Here is a 19238-nt window from a genome sequence, read left to right as displayed (position 1 = left end):
GACAAGGCGGATACAGCTACCCGCCCCATGTAAAACCAGCTATTTCAGGCATTGTTTTGTAAAAATCTACGGAACCCATGGAACCTGCCTAAACTCCAAACTGCGCGGCTGGATAGATAACCGGCCCACTGGCGCCAATCAGCGCCAGTCTCCCTGTCCATTGGTATGCACACAAAGAGAACAACGCTATGAAACGGATTCTTCTCGGTACTCTTTTCACCGCTGTATCCCTCAACGCCATGGCTCAGGCGCCAGGTGGTCCGGATTGCGGCTGGGGCAACATGCTGTTCGAAGGTCAGCGTGGTACTCCAGCGCACTTCCTGGCTTCCACCACCAACGGCACCTCCGGTAACGCGACCTTCGGCATGACTTCCGGCACCAACGGCTGCTCCACCAATGCATCACTGACTTACGGTGGTAAATCCTGGTTTGCCATGAACGGCATGATGAACGAGCTCTCCGAAGACATGGCCAAGGGCCAAGGCGAAGCCTTGACCACCTACGCCGTGGTACTCGGTGTCGCCCCTGAAGACCGTGCGCACTTTGCTGCGGTCACCCACGAACACTTCCAACAGATCTTCAGCAAGGCTGACGTGACCGCGGAAGATGTGCACACCAATACCCTGGCCGTGTTGAAGAACGATGCGCGCCTGGCGAAATACGCCACTCCAGCTTAAGCTCGACCCGCCCGCTCCCTCCGGGGAGCGGGTTTTGTTTTCTTGACCTTGCCCATCTTGGGTCTTTGTATTTCCGACTTAAGTTGCCCACCATGCTCAAACGCCTTGCCTACCTGGCGCTCTTTGTCTGCGCCCCGCTGTATGCCGCGCCCCACATCGATCCCCAACGTTTGCAGCAACTGGCCAATGACCCGTTCTGGATTTCCATCGGACACTATGAAACCGCCAAACTGGGCGGCTGGCGCAGTTATGTCAGTGATCCGAAGTTCTTCCTCGCAACCGATGGCGCCCACCATCCCGACGCCGAGCTGAGCGCGACGCTGAACGCCCTCTACGCTGCCCCCGACGCCGGTGACCGGCATGCGCAGTGCGTCTATCCGTCCCGCACCCGCTGGCTCAAGGCACAATTGGGGCTGAATGACTTGCCCCAGGTCGAGTGCACCGAATTCAAACAATGGTTCAAGGATGTCTCGCCCCACAGCACCGTGATGATTTTCCCCGCGGCCTACCTCAACAGCCCCTCCTCGATGTTCGGCCATACCCTGCTACGCATCGACCAGGCCGACGTACAAAGCAACAACACGGCCCTGCTCAGCTACGCGATCAACTTCGGTGCCTATATCGAAGGTTCGGACAACAGCATCCTCTACGCGTGGAAAGGCCTGATGGGCGGCTACCCCGGACTGTTCGCCCTGGTGCCCTACCAGGAGAAGCTTTCGGAGTACCGCAGCCTGGAAAACCGCGACCTGTGGGAGTACCGCCTGAACCTGACGCCAGTTGAAACCGAGCGCATGGTGGAGCATGTCTGGGAACTCAAGCAGATCAAGTTCGACTACTTCTTCTTCGACGAGAACTGCTCCTACCGCCTGCTGGAGTTGCTACAAGTCGCCAGGCCCAGCCTGCGCCTGACCGGACAATTCCCCTTGACCGCCATTCCCACCGACACGGTGAAGGCGGTCAAGGACGCCGGGCTGGTGGAGCGCATCGACTATCGCCCGTCCCGGGAGCGGGAGCTGCTCAGCCGCGCCCAGCCCCTGAGCCACGACGAACAGCAATGGGTACTAAAGGTCAGCGCCGATCAGAAACAACTGCAGGGCGCCGAGTTCAAGGCCCTGCCGCGGGCTCGCCAGGCCTTGATCGTCGACGCCGCCTATCGCCTTGAGCGTTACCGGGCCAACGGGCTGGAACGCGATACCGAGCGCTCCCAGCGCAGCTTCGAACTGTTGCGGGCAATCAACCAGAACCCCGCGCCGGAACTACAGATCGAACGCCCCGGCCTGCCGGAAGATGGTCACCAGTCCCGTACCTGGCAACTGGGGCTCGGAACCCGGGACGACAAGGCCTTCGCCGAATACGGCCTGCGCATGGCCTACCACGACCTCAATGACAACGCCGAGGGTTTCCCATTGGGGGCGCAGATCGAAATCCTGCAGATGAAACTGCGCCAGTACGAAGGCAACCGCTGGCAGTTGCAACAACTGGACCTGGCGACCATCCGCTCCCTGACTCCACGCAACGAACTGCTGCAACCCTGGTCCTGGCAAGTCACTGGCGGCCTGGAGCGGGTGCCTGGCAAGCACGACGATGAAACCCTGGTCAGCCACGTCAACGGCGGCGCCGGCGGTACCTGGCAGTTGGGCGAGGACACCCTGGGTTTTGTCCTGGGCACAGTGCGGGTAGAACACAACGCCGACTTCGCCGGGTTCATCGCCCCGGCGGCAGGCTTCAACTCCGGGCTGCTGTGGAAGAACCCACTGGGCAACTTCAGCCTCGAAGCCAAGGGCGATTACTTCACCAACGGCGAAGTGCGCCGCAGCCTGAGCCTCAACCAGCAATGGGAACTGTCCCGCAACCTGGGCCTGCGCCTGAGCGCGCAGCGCGAGTTCAGCCAATTGGCTAGCCCGGTCAACGAAGTCATGCTCGAACTCAAGTGGTATCACTATTAAGAACAGCTGCAAGCCTCAAGTTGCCAGCGACAAGGTTTTCACGCGTCGCCGACAATCGCCCTTCTAGACTTCACTCAGGTGAAGCCTGGGAGTGACTCGATGTGGCGTTATGGTTGGGCAGTGCTGGCACTGGCACTGATCGGTGGTTGTGAGTCGAACCACGAGTATTTGCTCAAGCAAGGCTATCCGCCGGCCTTTGTCGACGGCTTCGACGCTGGCTGCGTCAGCGACCGTCAGGCGGCAGGATCGATCAGCGGGGAGTATCGCAAGGACGTTCCGCGCTACCTCAAGGACCCGCAGTATGCCGAGGGCTGGAACGATGGTTTCCGCCAGTGCCAGGGCATGCTGGAGAACCAGGACCGCAATGAGAACCGGGAACGTCACTGGAACGAACGGGAACGTGCCTGGCAGCAGGAGAAGGACCGTGACGCGGCTCGGGCCTATCGCTCGCAGTAAGTCGTTTTCAGCTAACCGCCCGGGTCAAAAGCCTGCAACCATGGTCCATCGCTCCCTTTAAGGAGAACAACCATGAGCCGCGCTTTCGTCAATGAAGATCTGGCCGCAGCCCAGGTCGAGCAACCCGTGGAACGTCAGATCAGCACCCTGCCCAACTACGTCACGCCCCTGGGTTTTGCCGAGTTGCAGGCCAAGGTGGCAGAACTGCACAGCCAGCACTCGGCACAAACCGACTTGGGGGACGCCGCAGACCAGCAGCAGGTGGCGGAACTGGAACGGGACCTGCGCTATTTCTCGTCACGCCTGCACAGCGCCCAGGTGGTCAATGCGAGCACCTGCGACAAGGTGCAGATCGGCAACCGGGTGACCTTCGCCGATGAACAGGATCAGCAACAGAGTGTGCAGCTGGTTGGTGAAGATCAAGCCGATGCCGCCAGAGGCCTGATCAATTGGGCCTCGCCCCTGGGCCGTGCCCTGATGGGGGCGCAACCCGGTGACGAAGTCCTGTGGCAACGGCCGGCTGGGGATCAGTTGATCGAAATCATCCGAATCGAACTGGCCTGAGACGGCTCAGACCACGCCCTGGGCCAGCATGGCATCGGCAACCTTGACGAAGCCGGCGATGTTCGCCCCTTTGACGTAGTTGATCCGACCGTTCTCTTCGCCGTAATGCACGCAAGCATGGTGGATCGACTGCATGATGGCGTGCAGCTTGCTGTCCACTTCACCGGCAGTCCAGAGCAGGCGCATGGCGTTCTGCGACATCTCCAGCCCGCTCACCGCCACTCCGCCGGCATTGGATGCCTTGCCCGGCGCAAACAGAATGCCGGCGTCGATAAAGATATCCACAGCCTCCAGGGTGGTGGGCATGTTGGCGCCTTCGGCAACACAGGTGCAGCCGTTGCGCAGCAAGCTGCGGGCAGCATCGGCATCCAGTTCGTTCTGTGTGGCGCACGGCAGGGCGATGTCGCAGGCCAGGTCCCATGGCGTCTTAGCGGCCCGGAACTCCAGGCCGAAGCGGCTTGCCAGCTCGCTGATCCGCCCGCGGGTGACGTTCTTCAGCTCCAGCACCGCCAGCCATTGGTCTTCGCTCAAGCCCGATTCGCAATACAAGGTGCCCTCGGAGTCAGACAGGGAAATCACCTTGCCCCCCAGGTCCATCACCTTGCGCGCGGCATATTGCGCCACGTTGCCGGAACCTGAGATCGCCACGCGCTTGCCCTCGACCCGGTCGCCACGACGCTTGAGCATCTCCTCGGCGAAGTACACGCAACCGAAACCTGTGGCCTCCGGGCGGATAAGACTGCCGCCGTAGCTGATGCCCTTGCCCGTAAAAACTGAAGTGAACTGGTTGCTCAAGCGCTTGTACTGACCGAAGAGGAAACCGATTTCCCGGGCCCCCACACCAATGTCTCCCGCCGGCACGTCCACATCGGCACCGATATGCCGGTACAGCTCGGTCATGAAGGCTTGGCAGAAGCGCATCACTTCAGCATCGCTCTTGCCTTTGGGATTGAAGTCGGAGCCACCCTTGCCGCCGCCCATGGGCAGGGACGTCAGGGAATTCTTGAAGGTCTGCTCGAAGGCAAGGAATTTCAGCACCCCCATGTTGACCGACGGATGGAAGCGCAAGCCGCCCTTGTAGGGACCGATGGCGCTGTTCATCTGGATGCGGAAACCGCGATTGACCCGGACCTTGCCCTGATCGTCGACCCAGGACACGCGAAACACCACAGTGCGTTCCGGTTCGCAGATTCGCTCGAGAATACCGGAGCTCAGATAGTGCGGATTGGCCTCGAGAAATGGCCAGAGGCTGCGCAGGACCTCTTCCACCGCCTGATGAAACTCAGGTTGGTCCGGATCGCGCTTTTTCAGGCGGGCGAGGAAATCTTCGACGGATTCGATCATGGGAAGTCTCGGCAAATTTATTGTCGTTAAGGGGAGATTTGCCCGGGACTTTATCAATTCAACTCGCACCGCGACAGCGCAAAATGTCGCAGATATGAATTTAAATGGTGCATTACATATAAATGACGACGATTTCCAGGGATTTTGTGCACGGATTTGGTGGCACAAATTGCATGGCCTGCACGTTTTTGGGGAGCCGCAGAAAACCCTTCGCCGGTCAGCCGACGCCTACCGCAACGGCAGTATTTTTCTAGGCGCCGGCTTACCGGCGAACAAAAAAAACGGAGCCCGAAGGCTCCGTTTTTTTCAAGCAGCGAACCGATCAGGCCAGCTTCTTGTGCCGCACACGGTGCGGTTGCGCTGCGGCTTCGCCCAGGCGCTTCTTGCGATCGGCTTCGTACTCGGTGTAGTTGCCTTCGAAGAACACCGCTTGCGAATCGTCTTCGTACGCCAGGATGTGAGTGGCCACCCGGTCCAGGAACCACCGATCGTGGGAAATCACAATGGCGGCGCCCGGGAAGTCCAGCAGGGCTTCTTCCAGGGAACGCAAGGTTTCGACGTCGAGGTCGTTGGACGGTTCGTCGAGCAGCAGGACGTTGCCGCCCTCTTTCAGGGTCAGGGCCAGGTGCAGACGGCCACGCTCACCACCGGACAGGTCCTTGACGAACTTCTGCTGGTCGCCACCCTTGAAGTTGAAGCGACCGACGTAGGTACGCGACGGGATCTCGTAGTTACCAATGCGGATCTGGTCGGAACCGTCGGAAATCTGCTGGAACACGGTCTTGCTGCCGTCCAGGTCCTCACGGCTCTGATCCACACAGGCAAGCTGCACGGTTTCACCGATCTCGATGCTGCCCGAATCCGGGGTTTCCTTGCCCATTAGCATGCGGAACAGGGTCGATTTACCGGCACCGTTACCACCGATCACGCCGACAATGGCGCCTTTGGGCATGGAGAACGACAGGTTGTCGATCAGCACGCGATCGCCGTAGCCCTTGGTGACGTTCTTGAACTCGATGACCTTGTCACCCAGGCGCGGACCGGCCGGGATATAGATCTCGTTGGTTTCGCTGCGCTTCTGGAATTCCTGGGACTGCATTTCCTCGAAGCGTTGCAGACGAGCCTTGGATTTCGACTGGCGAGCCTTGGCGCCTTTGCGCACCCACTCCAGCTCTTCCTTCATGGCCTTTTCATGGGCCGACTGCTGCTTGGATTCCTGGGCCAGACGCGCGGACTTGGCTTCCAGCCAACCCGAATAGTTGCCCTCGTAAGGAATACCGGCGCCGCGGTCGAGTTCGAGAATCCAACCGGCGACGTTGTCCAGGAAGTAACGGTCGTGCGTAATCGCGACCACGGTGCCTGGGAAGTCGTGGAGGAAGTGTTCCAGCCAGGCCACGGAATCGGCATCCAGGTGGTTGGTTGGCTCGTCGAGCAGCAGCATGTCGGGGGCGGACAGCAGCAGGCGGCACAGGGCCACACGACGCTTTTCACCACCGGACAGGTGCTCGACCTTGGCGTCCCAGGCCGGTAGGCGCAGGGCGTCGGCGGCCACTTCCAGCTGGCGCTCCAGGTTATGACCGTCGCTGGCTTGCAGGATGGCTTCCAGCTTGGCCTGCTCGGCGGCCAGCTTGTCGAAATCGGCATCCGGCTCGGCGTAGGCGGCGTAGACTTCGTCCAGGCGTGCCTGGGCGTCCTTGATCACGCTCACTGCTTCCTCGACCACTTCACGCACAGTCTTGGTTGGATCCAGTTGTGGTTCCTGAGGCAGGTAGCCGATGTTCAGGTCCGGCATCGGACGGGCTTCACCTTCGAACTCGGTATCGACACCGGCCATGATTTTCAGCAGCGTGGACTTACCCGAACCGTTGAGGCCCAGTACGCCGATCTTGGCGCCGGGGAAAAAAGACAGGGAGATGTTTTTCAGGATTTCCCGCTTCGGCGGAACAACTTTGCCCAGCCGATGCATGGTGAAGACGTATTGAGCCATGGTGAACCTAGCGTCAGTGACAGATGAATAGAACGGGCCGGGCCCGGGCCAGGCCATGCGCGGCACCGGCATTGACCATGATCAATACCGACGGGCGGAAAAAGCCTGATTGTTTGGAGCTGGAACGCTCCCGCGTAACCGGCAAAACTACCTCAATGCACGATCCAGGTCCAGCCAAGCGGGACTGGCACTTTGCCACAACTCAAGGCATGCTAGCCGCCCTTCGGGCGTCCGGCTTATAGTGCACGTCGCGCCAGCCCAGCCAAACCGCAGGATCACAGCTTGTCCAACGTCATTTCGCCACAGCCCGCGCGCGCTAAAGCCTCCGCGTCGGCCCTTCCTTTGCGGGGCACACTCAAAGGCGCACTGGCGACGCTGGTGCTATTGCTCCTGGCCCTGTTGTTCTGGCAACTGCTCGATCAACTGCAGCAAACCCGCAAGGACCAGCGCCAGCACGCCATCGACTACAGCGCCGATCTGGCCGACCACCTGAGCCTGAACCTGGCGCTCAATGCCCAGATCGCCCTCAATCTGCTACCGACCGTCGAAGCCCCCCAAGACAGCCAGCAACAACAGCAACTGCTGCAAAAGCTCCAGCGCTCCCTGCCGGACGTCCGCAGTTTCGCCCTGCTGGACAGCCAGGGGCAGATCCTCAGCGACAGTGCCGCCGACAGCCAGGATGCTCTCTGGCTCGCCGAACTGGTCCAGCGCAGCCGTTCCCAGCGCTATTACTACAGCAATCCTGCCGACGGTTCAGTGGTGCATGTCTTGCTGCACCAGGCCAGTGGCTCGACTCGCAGTTTCTGGGTACTGCGCATGTCCCCCAGTTTCCTGCAGACCCTGGTGCGGCAAAGCGAGGAAGGTTTCAAGCCGACTTGGGTGATCGAGAATCGCCTGAGCCGACAGGTGATCAAGCGCGATGAACGCAGCGCCCCGACCCCAGGCATGCTGGCCCCCGACGAGATGGCCAGCAGTGTGCTGCTGGTGCCTTTGAACAATAGCGACTGGCAACTGCGCGGGCTGTTCGACCAACGGGCGGTGATCGAGGAACTGCTGCCGGCCTTTATCGGCAAGTGCCTGCTGGGCCTGGCGTTCTCCCTGCTGCCGGTGATTGCCCTGCTCAACATGCGTCGGCGCCAACGCCAGCTCCACGAGGGCCGGCGACGCTATCAGGATATTTTCGAGGGCACAGGGGTCGCCCTCTGCGTCCTGGATATCTCCGGGCTCCCGGAGCTGCTCGGCCAACACCATTTACACAACAGCGAGCAGCTCAAGCGCTGGCAAACCAGCCATCCGGACCACCCTCGCCAGTTGCTGAAAGAATTGCGCATCACCGAAGTCAATCAGGTGGCGCTGCGCCTGCTCAATGTCGAATCCAGCGACCAGGCCTGGCAACTACTGATCGAAGGCTGCCCGAAGAACGGCAACGCCATCGGCGGCCAGTTACTGGAAGCCGTGGTCAACCAGCAGAAACAGTTGGAACTGGAGATCAAGCTCAGCGACGCCCAAGGCAATGACCAGCATCTATGGCTGGTACTGCGCCTGCCGGAAGCGACAGAGGATTACAGCGCCGTGATCCTCAGCATCAGCGACATCACCAGCCGCAAGCTGATCGAGCTGTCGCTGCTGGAGCGCGAAGGTTTCTGGTCGGACGTGGTGCGCACCGTGCCCGATCACCTGTATGTGCAGGACGTGATCAGCCAGCGGATGATCTTCAGCAACCACCACCTGGGCCAGACCCTCGGCTACAACAAGACCGAACTGCACCAGATGGGCGAGTACTTCTGGGAAATCCTCCTGCACCCGGAAGACGCCGACCTCTATCACCGCCTGCGCCAGGAACAGCGCCACTCGGCCTACGCCCAGCTCCTGCAATGCCAACTGCGCTTCCGCCACCGCAGCGGCCAGTGGCGGCGCTTCGAGATCCGCGAACAGGCCCTGGCCCGGGATCGCTACGACCAGGTGACGCGAATCATCGGCGTGGCCAAGGACATCACCGACCAGATCGAGGCCAGCGAGTCGCTGCGTGACAGCGAACAGCGCTACCGCATGCTCGCCGAAAGCATCAGCGACGTGATCTTCTCCACTGACAACAAGCTGTCGCTGAACTACGTCAGCCCCTCGGTGCATGCGGTGCTCGGCTACGACGTGGAGTGGATCTTCCAGAATGGCTGGCAGTCCACCATCGCCAACCCACAGCAACTGGCCGGCATCTACACCCTGATGGACCGGGTCAGCAAGGCCCTGGACAAACCCGAGCAACTGGCGCAGTTGCGCAGCCAGGTGCAGACCCAGCTGTTCCTGTTCGACTGCCTGCGAGCCGATGGGCGCAAGATCCCCATCGAACTGCGCCTGGTCCTGGTGTGGGACGAACACGGCGCCTTCGAGGGCGTACTCGGGGTTGGCCGCGATATCAGCCAGCAACGCCGGGCGGAAAAAGACCTGCGCATGGCGGCCACGGTATTCGAGCACTCGACCTCGGCGATCCTGATCACCGACCCTGCCGGCTACATCGTCCAGGCCAACGAAGCCTTCAGCCGGGTCAGCGGCTACGCGGTGTCCCAGGTGCTTGACCAGTTGCCGAACATGCTCACCGTCGACGACCAGCAGGAAGCCCACCTGCGTTATGTGCTCAAGCAGTTGCACCAGCACAGCAGCTGGGAAGGCGAAGTCTGGCTCAAGCGCCGCAATGGCGAGCACTACCCGGCCTGGGTCGGCATCACTGCCGTGCTCGACGATGAAGGCGACCTGGCCAGCTACGTGTGCTTCTTCAGCGACATCAGCGAGCGCAAGGCCAGTGAACAGCGGATTCACCGCCTGGCCTACTACGACGCCCTGACCCACCTGCCCAACCGCACCCTGTTCCAGGACCGTCTGCACACCGCGCTGCAATCGGCGGAGCGGCAGAAGTCCTGGGTGGTGCTGATGTTCCTCGATCTGGACCGTTTCAAGCCGATCAACGACTCCCTGGGCCACGCGGCGGGCGATCGCATGCTCAAGGAAATGGCCACCCGCCTGTTGGGTTGCGTCGACGATGACGACACCGTGGCGCGCATGGGTGGCGACGAATTCACCCTGCTCCTGCAACCGCGCGCCAGCCGCGAGATTGCCCTGAACCGGGCCATCAATGTGGCCGAGAAGATCCTCGCCAGCCTGGTCAAGCCCTTCGTCCTCGAAGGTCGGGAGTTCTTCGTCACCGCCAGTATCGGCATCGCCCTGAGCCCTCAGGACGGCAAAGAACTGAGCCAGCTGATGAAGAACGCCGACACCGCGATGTACCACGCCAAGGAGCGCGGCAAGAACAACTTCCAGTTCTACCAGGCCGACATGAACGCCAGTGCCCTGGAGCGCCTGGAGCTGGAAAGCGACCTGCGCCACGCCCTGGAACAGGAAGAGTTCGTGCTCTATTACCAGCCGCAGTTCAGCGGCGACGGCAAACGCCTGACCGGTGCCGAGGCGCTGCTGCGCTGGCGTCATCCGCGCCGCGGGCTGGTGCCGCCGGGCGACTTCATTCCGGTCCTGGAAGAACTGGGCCTGGTGGTGGATGTGGGCGACTGGGTAATCAGCGAAGCCTGCCGCCAGCTCAAGTCCTGGCACCAGGCCAAGGTGCGGGTGCCGAAGGTCTCGGTGAACATTTCCGCGCGGCAGTTCTCCGACGGCCAGCTGGGCATGCGCATCGCCACCATCCTCAAGGACACCGGCCTGCCGCCGGCGTGCCTGGAGCTGGAGCTCACCGAAAGTATCCTGATGCGCGAAGTCAGCGAGGCGATGCAGATTCTCGACGGCCTGAAGAATCTGGGCCTGAGCATCGCGGTGGACGACTTCGGCACCGGCTATTCATCGCTGAACTACCTCAAGCAGTTCCCCATCGACGTGCTGAAGATCGACCGCACCTTCGTCGACGGCCTGCCGTCCGGCGAACAGGATGCGCAGATCGCCCGCGCCATTATCGCCATGGCCCACAGCCTGAACCTGGCGGTAATCGCCGAGGGCGTGGAAACCCACGAGCAGCTGGAGTTCCTGCGCGAACACGGCTGCGACGAGGTCCAGGGCTACCTGTTCGGCCGGCCGATGCCAGCCAACCGCTTCGAAGCGCAGTTCAGCAACGACGCGCTGTTCATGTTCGACTAACCCCCGCGTACGTAGGAGCCGGCTTGCCGGCGAAGGCGATTCAGGGGCCTTTTCGCTGGCAAGCCAGCTCCTACGAGAGATCACGTACTACGTGAAGGCCACTTGTCTGCGACATGATGTCCTTTCATATGCCATCTAAAACCCATTGGGTTAGAATGCCTCCCCTTTCTGCCCCCGATCCTTGAGGACCGCCATGTTCAGCCGTGATTTGACTATTGCCAAGTACGACGCCGATCTCTTTGCCGCCATGGAGCAAGAAGCTCAGCGTCAGGAAGAGCACATTGAGCTGATCGCTTCGGAAAACTACACCAGCCCAGCGGTGATGGAAGCTCAAGGCTCGGTACTGACCAACAAATACGCCGAAGGCTACCCAGGCAAGCGCTACTACGGCGGTTGCGAATACGTCGACGTGGTTGAGCAACTGGCCATTGATCGCGCCAAGGAGCTGTTCGGCGCCGACTACGCCAACGTCCAGCCACACGCCGGCTCCCAAGCCAACGCAGCGGTCTACCTGGCCCTGCTGCAAGGCGGCGACACCATCCTGGGCATGAGCCTGGCCCACGGTGGTCACCTGACCCACGGTGCTGCCGTTTCCTCCTCCGGCAAGCTGTACAACGCTGTTCAGTACGGCATCGACGCCAACGGCCTGATCGACTACGACGAAGTCGAGCGCCTGGCCCTTGAGCACAAGCCGAAAATGATCGTGGCCGGTTTCTCCGCCTACTCGCAGATCCTCGACTTCCCGCGTTTCCGCGAAATCGCTGACAAGGTCGGTGCCTACCTGTTCGTCGACATGGCCCACGTGGCCGGTCTGGTCGCCGCTGGCGTCTACCCGAACCCAGTACCATTCGCCGACGTGGTCACCACCACCACCCACAAGACCCTGCGCGGTCCACGTGGCGGCCTGATCCTGGCTCGCGCCAACGCCGACATCGAGAAGAAGCTGAACTCCGCAGTATTCCCGGGCGCCCAGGGTGGCCCGCTGGAGCACGTGATCGCCGCTAAAGCGATCTGCTTCAAGGAAGCGCTGCAGCCAGAGTTCAAGGCCTATCAGGAACAAGTGGTGAAGAACGCCCAAGCCATGGCCGAAGTGTTCATCGCACGCGGTTTCGACGTGGTTTCCGGTGGTACCAAGAACCACCTGTTCCTGCTGTCGCTGATCAAGCAGGACATCTCCGGTAAAGACGCCGACGCCGCTCTGGGCAAAGCGTTCATCACCGTGAACAAGAACTCCGTGCCTAACGACCCACGTTCCCCGTTCGTCACCTCCGGCCTGCGCTTCGGTACACCGGCCGTGACCACCCGTGGCTTCAAGGAAGCCGAGTGCAAGGAACTGGCCGGCTGGATCTGCGACATCCTGGCGGACCTGTCCAACGAAGCGGTGATCGACGCCGTGCGTGAGAAGGTCAAGGCCATCTGCAAGAAGCTGCCGGTATACGGCGCTTAATCAGCCCGCAGACCGCAACAGAAAAAGCCCGGCCCAGCGCCGGGCTTTTTTGTGCCTGGATGGCCGCCGCACCAGGCGCTGAAAGGAGCCTGCGAGGTCTTGCGAACGCAAGATACTCGGGCGGCCGTTCCGGCCGATCGCAACCTACGGCAGCGGCTACAGTGGCCAGGGGAGGAAAAACCACTGGTCAGACCGGTAAAGCCAATTTTCGTTCAGCCTCTTGTAAACCCATAAAACCCGAGCGTAGACTGCGCCTGCACTGGACATACCGGTAAGACCACAATAATTAAGTCCTCCATCCGCTGTGCTCCCCCGCACACGGCAGACAGGACACCGACCAGGATTCCTCCCCATGCTCAGATGGTGCTCGCGTTCGATTTTCCTCCAGGTTGTGCTCGGACTGATGCTTGGCATCGTCTGCGGCCTCACCCTCCCCGAATACTCCTCACAACTCAAACCACTGGGCGACGGCTTCATCAAGCTGATCAAGATGCTCATCGGCCTGATCGTGTTCTGCGTGGTGGTCAGCGGCATCTCCGGCGCCGGCGACCTGAAGAAGGTCGGCCGCATCGGCCTCAAATCAGTGATCTACTTCGAGATCCTCACCACCATCGCCCTGGTGATCGGCCTGGTCATGGCCTTCAGCACCGGCATCGGCAGCGGCGCCAATATTCACCTGGAGCAGCTGTCCGCCGCCGACATGGGCGATATCGCCCAGCGCGGCCAGCACATGCACACCACCACCCAGTTCCTCATGGACCTGATCCCCACCTCGGTGATCGGCGCCTTTGCCGAGAACAATATCCTCCAGGTGCTGCTGTTCTCGGTGCTGTTCGGCAGTGCCCTGAACCTGGTGGGCGAAGCCGCCTCCGGCATCTCCCGGCTGATCAATGAACTGAGCCACGTGATCTTCCGCATCATGGGCATGATCGTGCGCCTGGCGCCCATCGGCGTGTTCGGCGCCATCGCCTTCACCACCAGCAAATACGGTCTGGATTCGCTGCAGCACCTGGGCAGCCTAGTGGGCCTGTTCTACCTGACTTGCGTCGCCTTCGTCGCGCTGATCCTCGGCCTGGTCATGCGCCTGTCGGGCCTGCGCATGCTGCCCTTCCTCAAATACCTGCGCGAAGAGTTGCTGATCGTTCTCGGCACCGCCTCCTCCGACGCCGTCCTGCCGCAGATCATGCGCAAGCTGGAGCACCTGGGCATTGGCAGCTCCACCGTGGGCCTGGTGATTCCAACCGGCTACTCGTTCAACCTGGATGGTTTCTCCATCTACCTGACCCTGGCCATCGTCTTCATCGCCAATGCCACCGGCACGCCGTTGTCCATGTCGGATCTGTTGACCATCCTCCTGGTGTCGCTGATCACCTCCAAGGGCGCCCATGGCATTCCCGGTTCGGCCCTGGTGATCCTGGCCGCGACCCTGACCGCGATCCCGGCAATTCCGGTGGTGGGCCTGGTGCTGGTGCTGGCCGTGGACTGGTTCATGGGCATCGGTCGCGCCCTGACCAATCTGATCGGCAACTGCGTGGCCACCGTGGCCATCGCCCGCTGGGAAAAGGACATCGACGTGCAACGGGCCAACAAGGTGCTCAGTGGTCAACAGGGCTATACCTTCCAGGCGCGAAAACCGGTGGCCGGTGCCCACCAGCAGGAATTTTGATCCAACCTTGTGCCTGCCGACGGCAGGCACAACAATCAGCGCGGCAACAGCGCGCTACCGATAGCTCATGGAGTCAACAGTGATCAGCTCGTCAACGGTTGTGAATTCAGTGGTAGAAAAGCTCCGGGCGGCCCTTGCCCGAGGCCAGTGGCGCTCCGGCGACATGCTGCCCGGGCAACGTGAATTGGCCGAGCAACTGGGCATCAGCCGCCCCAGCCTGCGCGAAGCGGTGATCGTCCTGGAAACCCTGGGCCTGGTGCGCTCCATGCCTGGCAAGGGCGTGGTGGTGCTGGATGCGCCCCAGAGCGAAGCCCAAGGTGCCGAGCGCAGCGTGGCCGGCGCCAGCCTCGAGGACGTGCTGCAACTGCGCTACACCCTGGAGCCCTTCATCGTCGGGCTGGTGGCGCAATCCATCAGCAGCAAGGAAGTCGGCCAGCTGCGCCTGACCCTGATGGACATGCGCGAAGCCCTGGAGGCCAATGACAGCGAAGCCGGGGTCAATGCCTACATCGCCTTCCACGAGGAACTGTTCACCCTGACCAGCAACCCGATCTTCCAGAACGTGGTGCAACAGACCAGCAATGCCCTCAAGCAAAGTGCGCAGATCCTGCGCAATTCGCCGGAGCACCTGGCCGAACGCCTGGAAGAAAATGAAGCCGTGGTGCGGGCGATCCGCAACAAGAACAGCGCCCTGGCCAGCGCCGAGATGCGTCGGCACATCCTCCAGGAAGGCCAGCGCATGGGCATCGAACTGAATATTCCGGACGATCACCTGGGCTCCAACGCCCTGTAATCAACCCCCGAGTCAGCAACTGGACTGGAGACAGGCCATGGTCAGCTACGCCCTGAAAAACAACCCCTTCACCCTGGTGGCCAGCCTGCCTCGGCGTCAGTGCGGCGAAAAAAAACTGCTGGTCGATGATGTCTATCCACAGATCTTCGACGCCATTCTCGAACAGCGCATCGCACCCGGCAGCCGCTTCACCGAAGACAGCCTCGGGCAGGCCTTCGGCGTCAGCCGCAGCATCATCCGCCAGGTCCTGGCGCGCTTGTCCCACCAGCAAGTGGTGATCCTGCGGCCCAATTACCGCCCCCAGGTCGCGGCTCCTGACCTGGAGCAGACCCGGCAGATCCTGCACGCCCGGCGCCTGACGGAAATCACCCTGGTGCGCCTGGCCTGCCAGCAACCCCGGCGCCAGCTGCAGTCCCTGCGACAGTTGATCGCCCGGGAACGTGAAGCCATTGAGCGCGACCAACGCGGCCCGGCCATCCGCCTGTCCGGGGAGTTCCACCTGCAACTGGCTGAAGTGGCCGGCAACGCCCCACTGGCGCAGTTTCTCGGCAGCCTGGTGCCGCTGACCTCCCTGGCCATCGCCCAGTTTGAAGGCCGCGCCCGCCACTGCTGCGCCTGGCAAGAGCACGCGACGATCATCGATGCGCTACAGGCGGCTGACGTCGAAAAGGCCGAAGCCCTGATGAACCGCCACCTGGATCACCTGGAACAACGCCTGCTAGGCACAGCGCCCGCCGACCTGTAGGAGTCGGCTGGCCAGCGAGGACTTCAGCCCCCCAGCATCTTCTCGAAGCCCTGCCGGATCTTCTCTTCCGGCAGATCGTCGGCAATGAACACCATCACACTCTCCCGCGCCTCGCCCTCAGCCCATTCGGTATCCCAGTCGAAGCCGTAAAGCTTGAGCACGCCCTGGAACACCATGCGCCGTGGCTCGTCGATCACGTTCAGCACGCCCTTGTAACGCAACAATTGCTTGCCATGATCCTCCAGCAGCTCATTCATGAACTCGCTGAGGCGATCCAGATCCAGGGCCTGTTCAGTGCGCAGCACCAGGCTGGAAATCCGATCCACCGAGGGTGCCGGGCTCACCGGACGCAGGCTGATGCCGCCGCCCAGATCAGCATTCAAGTTGAAGCCCCGCACATCCAGCAGTTCCGCCAGATCGATCCGGCCGTGCTCCACCAGGCGAATCGGCGCCCGGCGGTTGATCCGCGTCAGGCGCTGGCTGAGGGCCTCGAAGGTCTGCTCATCCACCAGGTCGCGCTTGCTCACCAGCAGCCGGTCGGCAAAGCCGATCTGCGCCTGGGCGATGGTCTGGGTCAGGTGGAACTCGGCGTGCTTGGCATCCACCAGGGTGATGATGCCGTCGAGGATGTAGCGCTCACGCAACTCTTCATCAATGAAAAAGGTCTGCGCCACCGGAGCCGGGTCGGCCAATCCGGTGCACTCGATCACCAGTCGATCAAAGGCGATCTCGCCACTGTCCAGGCGCTCCAGCAGCAGATACAGGGCCTTGGTCAGGTCGGTGTGGATGGTGCAGCAGACACAGCCATTGGACAGGGTCATGACCTGGACCGGCTCGTCCCCCAGCAGCTGGGTGTCGATACCGGCATCACTGAACTCATTCTCGATCACGGCGATCTTCAAACCGTGCTCGGCCTTGAGCAGATGACGCAGCAAAGTGGTCTTGCCGGCGCCGAGGAAACCGCTGAGCACGGTGACGGGAATAGGATTTTGCAAAACAGGATCTCCCACGCATAAAAACGTAGGAGCCGGCTGGCCGACGATGGCGTCAATCAGAGCGCTATCGCCGAGCAGCCGGCTCCTACATGGGTGTGGCTTACACGCTGTACTTCAACAGCACTTCGGACCGCCCTTGCCGCCGTACCGGGCTTCCTGGCGTTCACGGAAGAACGCCTCGTACGACATCACCGGCTTGTCCGGGTGCTTGGTTTGCATATGCTCGACGTAGTTGTCGTAGTCGGGCATGCCGACCATCAGGCGCGCGGCCTGACCGAGGTATTTACCGAGGCGACTCAGGTCATTGAACATGGTTGCAATCCTCGGGTTACGCGTCAGGCACAGCCTGGTAGGGCGACTCTTTATCCGTACGTTCCTTGCTGCCCCAAGCCGCGATACCGACCTTGAGCGCGTAGAACAGGATGCTGAACACCACCAGCAGGAACAAGGCAGTCAGGGTCGCGTTGGTGTAGGCGTTGAAGATCACGTGCTGCATCTGCGTGATGTCCTTGGCCGGAGCGAGGATCTGACCATTGGCCATCGCATCGCTGTATTTCTTCGCCAACGACAGGAAGCCGATCGCCGGGTTGGCGTCGAACAGCTTGATGAAGCCTGCAGTCGTGGTGCAGATCAGCAGCCAGACAGCCGGCAGCAGGGTGACCCAGATGTAGCGCTGGCGCTTCATCTTGATCAGGACCACGGTGCCCAGCATCAGGGCAATACCGGCCAGCATCTGGTTGGAGATGCCGAACAGCGGCCACAAGGTGTTGATGCCACCCAGCGGATCGATCACGCCCTGGTACAGCAGGTAGCCCCACAGGGCCACGCAACCGGCGGTAGCAATCAGGTTGGCGGTCCAGGATTCAGTGCGTTTGAGCGCTGGAACGAAAGACCCCAGCAAATCCTGGAGCATGAAACGACCGGCACGGGTACCGGCATCCACAGCGGTCAGAATGAACAGGGCTTCGAACAGGATCGCGAAGTGGTACCAGAACGCCATGGTGTTCTCACCCGGCAGTACTTGGTGGAGGATCTGCGCGATACCCACCGCCAGGGTCGGTGCCCCACCGGCACGGGCCAGGATGGTGTTTTCACCGATGTCCTTGGCCACCGCCTGCAGTTGTTCCGGGCTGATGACAAAACCCCAACTGCTGACAGTCTGCGCCACGGCCACCACATCACCGCCGACGATGGCCGCCGGGCTGTTCATGGCGAAGTAAACGCCAGGCTCGATCACCGAAGCCGCGACCATGGCCATGATCGCCACGAAGGACTCCATGAGCATGCCGCCGTAGCCGATGTAGCGGGCATTGGCTTCGTTATCCAGCAGCTTGGGCGTAGTCCCCGAGGAGATCAACGCATGAAAGCCCGACACCGCGCCACAAGCGATGGTGATGAACAGGAACGGGAACAGGCCGCCTTTCCATACCGGGCCAGTGCCATCGGTGAACTGGGTCAGGGCCGGCATTTTCAGCTCGGGCATGGTGATCAGGATGCCAATCGCCAGGGCGATGATGGTACCGATCTTGAGGAAGGTCGACAGATAGTCACGGGGCGCCAGGATCAGCCACACCGGCAGCACCGCAGCGACAAAACCGTAGCCGATCAGCATCCAGGTGATCTGGATGCCGGTGAAGGTAAACATCTTGCCCCAGACCGGATCGGCGGCCACCTGCCCCCCCAGCCAGATGGAACCCAGCAGCAATAGAACGCCGATCAACGAAATCTCGCCGATGCGGCCCGGGCGGATGTAGCGCATGTACACGCCCATGAACACCGCGATCGGAATGGTCGCCATCACCGTGAAGATGCCCCACGGGCTCTCGGCCAGGGCCTTGACCACGATCAGCGCCAGCACCGCGAGGATGATGATCATGATCAGGAAGCAGCCGAACAGCGCAATGGTGCCGGGAATACGCCCCATTTCCTCACGAACCATGTCGCCCAGGGAACGGCCGTTACGTCGGGTGGACAGGAACAGCACCATGAAGTCCTGAACCGCACCGGCCAGGACCACACCGGCGATCAGCCACAGGGTGCCGGGCAGGTAGCCCATCTGCGCAGCCAGGACCGGGCCCACCAAGGGACCGGCGCCGGCAATGGCCGCGAAGTGGTGACCGAAGAGAATGTGTTTATTGGTCGGCACATAGTCCAGACCGTCATTGTTGAGCACGGCGGGAGTGGCCCGACGTGGGTCCAGCTGCATCACATTATTGGCAATGAACAGACTGTAGTACCGGTACGCCACCAGATAGATGGCCACCGCGGCCACCACAATCCACAAGGCGTTGATCGCCTCGCCGCGACGCAATGCAACTACGCCGAGGGCGCACGCTCCTACGATTGCCAGCAGCAGCCAAGGGACATGGCGCAGCAGGCTATTATTATTTTTCATTTTTTTATTCCGGCCAGGGGGATAGAAAAACAGCATTTCGAGTGTAGCGCTACTGTTCTCAAAGACCACCCCCCACGTTGGTCTAGAGCCTT

14 protein-coding genes are annotated in these 19238 nt (G+C 61.5%); 9 read left to right on the top strand and 5 right to left on the bottom strand.

Annotation, left to right across the window (positions count from 1 at the left end; all coding sequences use genetic code 11):
- Positions 1-188 precede the first annotated feature (188 nt).
- The 4 genes from J5M73_RS26415 (at position 189) to J5M73_RS26400 (ending at position 3643) form a co-directional block, all read left to right on the top strand.
- A complete protein-coding gene (locus J5M73_RS26415) occupies positions 189-677 on the top strand; it encodes a DUF3015 domain-containing protein (RefSeq protein WP_011063564.1) in 489 nt (162 codons plus the stop codon).
- Positions 678-769: 92 nt separating this feature from the next.
- On the top strand, positions 770-2623 hold the full coding sequence (locus J5M73_RS26410; protein ID WP_102865438.1) for a DUF4105 domain-containing protein: 1854 nt from the start codon (positions 770-772) through the stop codon (positions 2621-2623).
- A 99-nt stretch (positions 2624-2722) separates the two neighbouring features.
- A complete protein-coding gene (locus tag J5M73_RS26405; RefSeq protein WP_102865437.1) occupies positions 2723-3079 on the top strand; it encodes a hypothetical protein in 357 nt (118 codons plus the stop codon).
- Positions 3080-3151: 72 nt separating this feature from the next.
- On the top strand, positions 3152-3643 hold the full coding sequence (locus J5M73_RS26400) for a GreA/GreB family elongation factor (RefSeq protein WP_102865436.1): 492 nt from the start codon (positions 3152-3154) through the stop codon (positions 3641-3643).
- Between the two features lie 6 nt (positions 3644-3649).
- Here the strand turns inward: J5M73_RS26400 and gdhA are convergent, their stop codons facing one another.
- Together gdhA and ettA are read right to left on the bottom strand one after the other, a co-directional pair.
- The gene (gene gdhA / locus J5M73_RS26395) at positions 3650-4987 is read right to left on the bottom strand and encodes an NADP-specific glutamate dehydrogenase (RefSeq protein WP_102865435.1); all 1338 of its coding nucleotides are present in this window, start codon (positions 4985-4987) and stop codon (positions 3650-3652) included.
- Between the two features lie 322 nt (positions 4988-5309).
- Positions 5310-6974, bottom strand: a complete 1665-nt coding sequence (gene ettA, locus J5M73_RS26390; protein WP_092309880.1) for an energy-dependent translational throttle protein EttA — start codon at positions 6972-6974, stop codon at positions 5310-5312.
- A gap of 282 nt (positions 6975-7256) precedes the next feature.
- Between ettA and J5M73_RS26385 the strand changes: the two genes are divergently transcribed.
- The 5 genes from J5M73_RS26385 to J5M73_RS26365 all read left to right on the top strand — a co-directional run bounded on the left by J5M73_RS26385 (position 7257) and on the right by J5M73_RS26365 (position 15756).
- Complete coding sequence (locus J5M73_RS26385; RefSeq protein ID WP_115580975.1) at positions 7257-11105, top strand: bifunctional diguanylate cyclase/phosphodiesterase; 3849 nt, start codon at positions 7257-7259, stop codon at positions 11103-11105.
- Between the two features lie 193 nt (positions 11106-11298).
- Positions 11299-12552: a serine hydroxymethyltransferase gene (gene glyA, locus J5M73_RS26380; RefSeq protein ID WP_102865433.1), complete on the top strand. Its 1254-nt coding sequence runs from the start codon at positions 11299-11301 to the stop codon at positions 12550-12552.
- A 352-nt stretch (positions 12553-12904) separates the two neighbouring features.
- Positions 12905-14218, top strand: coding sequence for a C4-dicarboxylate transporter DctA (locus J5M73_RS26375; protein ID WP_102865432.1), 1314 nt, complete (start codon positions 12905-12907; stop codon positions 14216-14218).
- A gap of 79 nt (positions 14219-14297) precedes the next feature.
- Positions 14298-15011: an FCD domain-containing protein gene (locus J5M73_RS26370; protein ID WP_102865431.1), complete on the top strand. Its 714-nt coding sequence runs from the start codon at positions 14298-14300 to the stop codon at positions 15009-15011.
- A gap of 37 nt (positions 15012-15048) precedes the next feature.
- A complete protein-coding gene (locus J5M73_RS26365; protein WP_102865430.1) occupies positions 15049-15756 on the top strand; it encodes a GntR family transcriptional regulator in 708 nt (235 codons plus the stop codon).
- A 23-nt stretch (positions 15757-15779) separates the two neighbouring features.
- Here J5M73_RS26365 and yjiA read toward each other — a convergent pair whose 3' ends face one another.
- The 3 genes from yjiA to J5M73_RS26350 all read right to left on the bottom strand — a co-directional run bounded on the left by yjiA (position 15780) and on the right by J5M73_RS26350 (position 19146).
- Entirely contained in the window at positions 15780-16751 is a 972-nt protein-coding gene (gene yjiA / locus J5M73_RS26360) for a GTPase (protein WP_102865429.1), read from the bottom strand.
- 114 nt (positions 16752-16865) lie between these two features.
- The gene (locus J5M73_RS26355) at positions 16866-17063 is read right to left on the bottom strand and encodes a YbdD/YjiX family protein (protein WP_007937254.1); all 198 of its coding nucleotides are present in this window, start codon (positions 17061-17063) and stop codon (positions 16866-16868) included.
- Between the two features lie 16 nt (positions 17064-17079).
- Positions 17080-19146 (bottom strand): carbon starvation CstA family protein, encoded by a 2067-nt coding sequence (locus J5M73_RS26350; protein ID WP_102865428.1) that lies wholly within the window; start codon positions 19144-19146, stop codon positions 17080-17082.
- Between the last annotated feature and the right edge of the window lie 92 nt (positions 19147-19238).

Source organism: Pseudomonas sp. 50_B (assembly GCF_017491625.1).
GTDB lineage: Bacteria > Pseudomonadota > Gammaproteobacteria > Pseudomonadales > Pseudomonadaceae > Aquipseudomonas > Aquipseudomonas danubii.
The sequence above is the reverse complement of the archived record's forward strand: the minus strand, read 5'-3'. Positions and strand labels throughout refer to the sequence as shown.

What these genes read in the sequence shown, in the direction of transcription:
- J5M73_RS26415 (WP_011063564.1), top strand. Translation starts at nt 189, where the DNA reads ATGAAACGGATTCTTCTCGGTACTCTTTTCACCGCTGTATCCCTCAAC.
- J5M73_RS26410 (WP_102865438.1), top strand. Translation starts at nt 770, where the DNA reads ATGCTCAAACGCCTTGCCTACCTGGCGCTCTTTGTCTGCGCCCCGCTG.
- J5M73_RS26405 (WP_102865437.1), top strand. Translation starts at nt 2,723, where the DNA reads ATGTGGCGTTATGGTTGGGCAGTGCTGGCACTGGCACTGATCGGTGGT.
- J5M73_RS26400 (WP_102865436.1), top strand. Translation starts at nt 3,152, where the DNA reads ATGAGCCGCGCTTTCGTCAATGAAGATCTGGCCGCAGCCCAGGTCGAG.
- gdhA (WP_102865435.1), bottom strand. Translation starts at nt 4,987, where the DNA reads ATGATCGAATCCGTCGAAGATTTCCTCGCCCGCCTGAAAAAGCGCGAT.
- ettA (WP_092309880.1), bottom strand. Translation starts at nt 6,974, where the DNA reads ATGGCTCAATACGTCTTCACCATGCATCGGCTGGGCAAAGTTGTTCCG.
- glyA (WP_102865433.1), top strand. Translation starts at nt 11,299, where the DNA reads ATGTTCAGCCGTGATTTGACTATTGCCAAGTACGACGCCGATCTCTTT.
- J5M73_RS26375 (WP_102865432.1), top strand. Translation starts at nt 12,905, where the DNA reads ATGCTCAGATGGTGCTCGCGTTCGATTTTCCTCCAGGTTGTGCTCGGA.
- J5M73_RS26365 (WP_102865430.1), top strand. Translation starts at nt 15,049, where the DNA reads ATGGTCAGCTACGCCCTGAAAAACAACCCCTTCACCCTGGTGGCCAGC.
- J5M73_RS26355 (WP_007937254.1), bottom strand. Translation starts at nt 17,063, where the DNA reads ATGTTCAATGACCTGAGTCGCCTCGGTAAATACCTCGGTCAGGCCGCG.
- J5M73_RS26350 (WP_102865428.1), bottom strand. Translation starts at nt 19,146, where the DNA reads ATGAAAAATAATAATAGCCTGCTGCGCCATGTCCCTTGGCTGCTGCTG.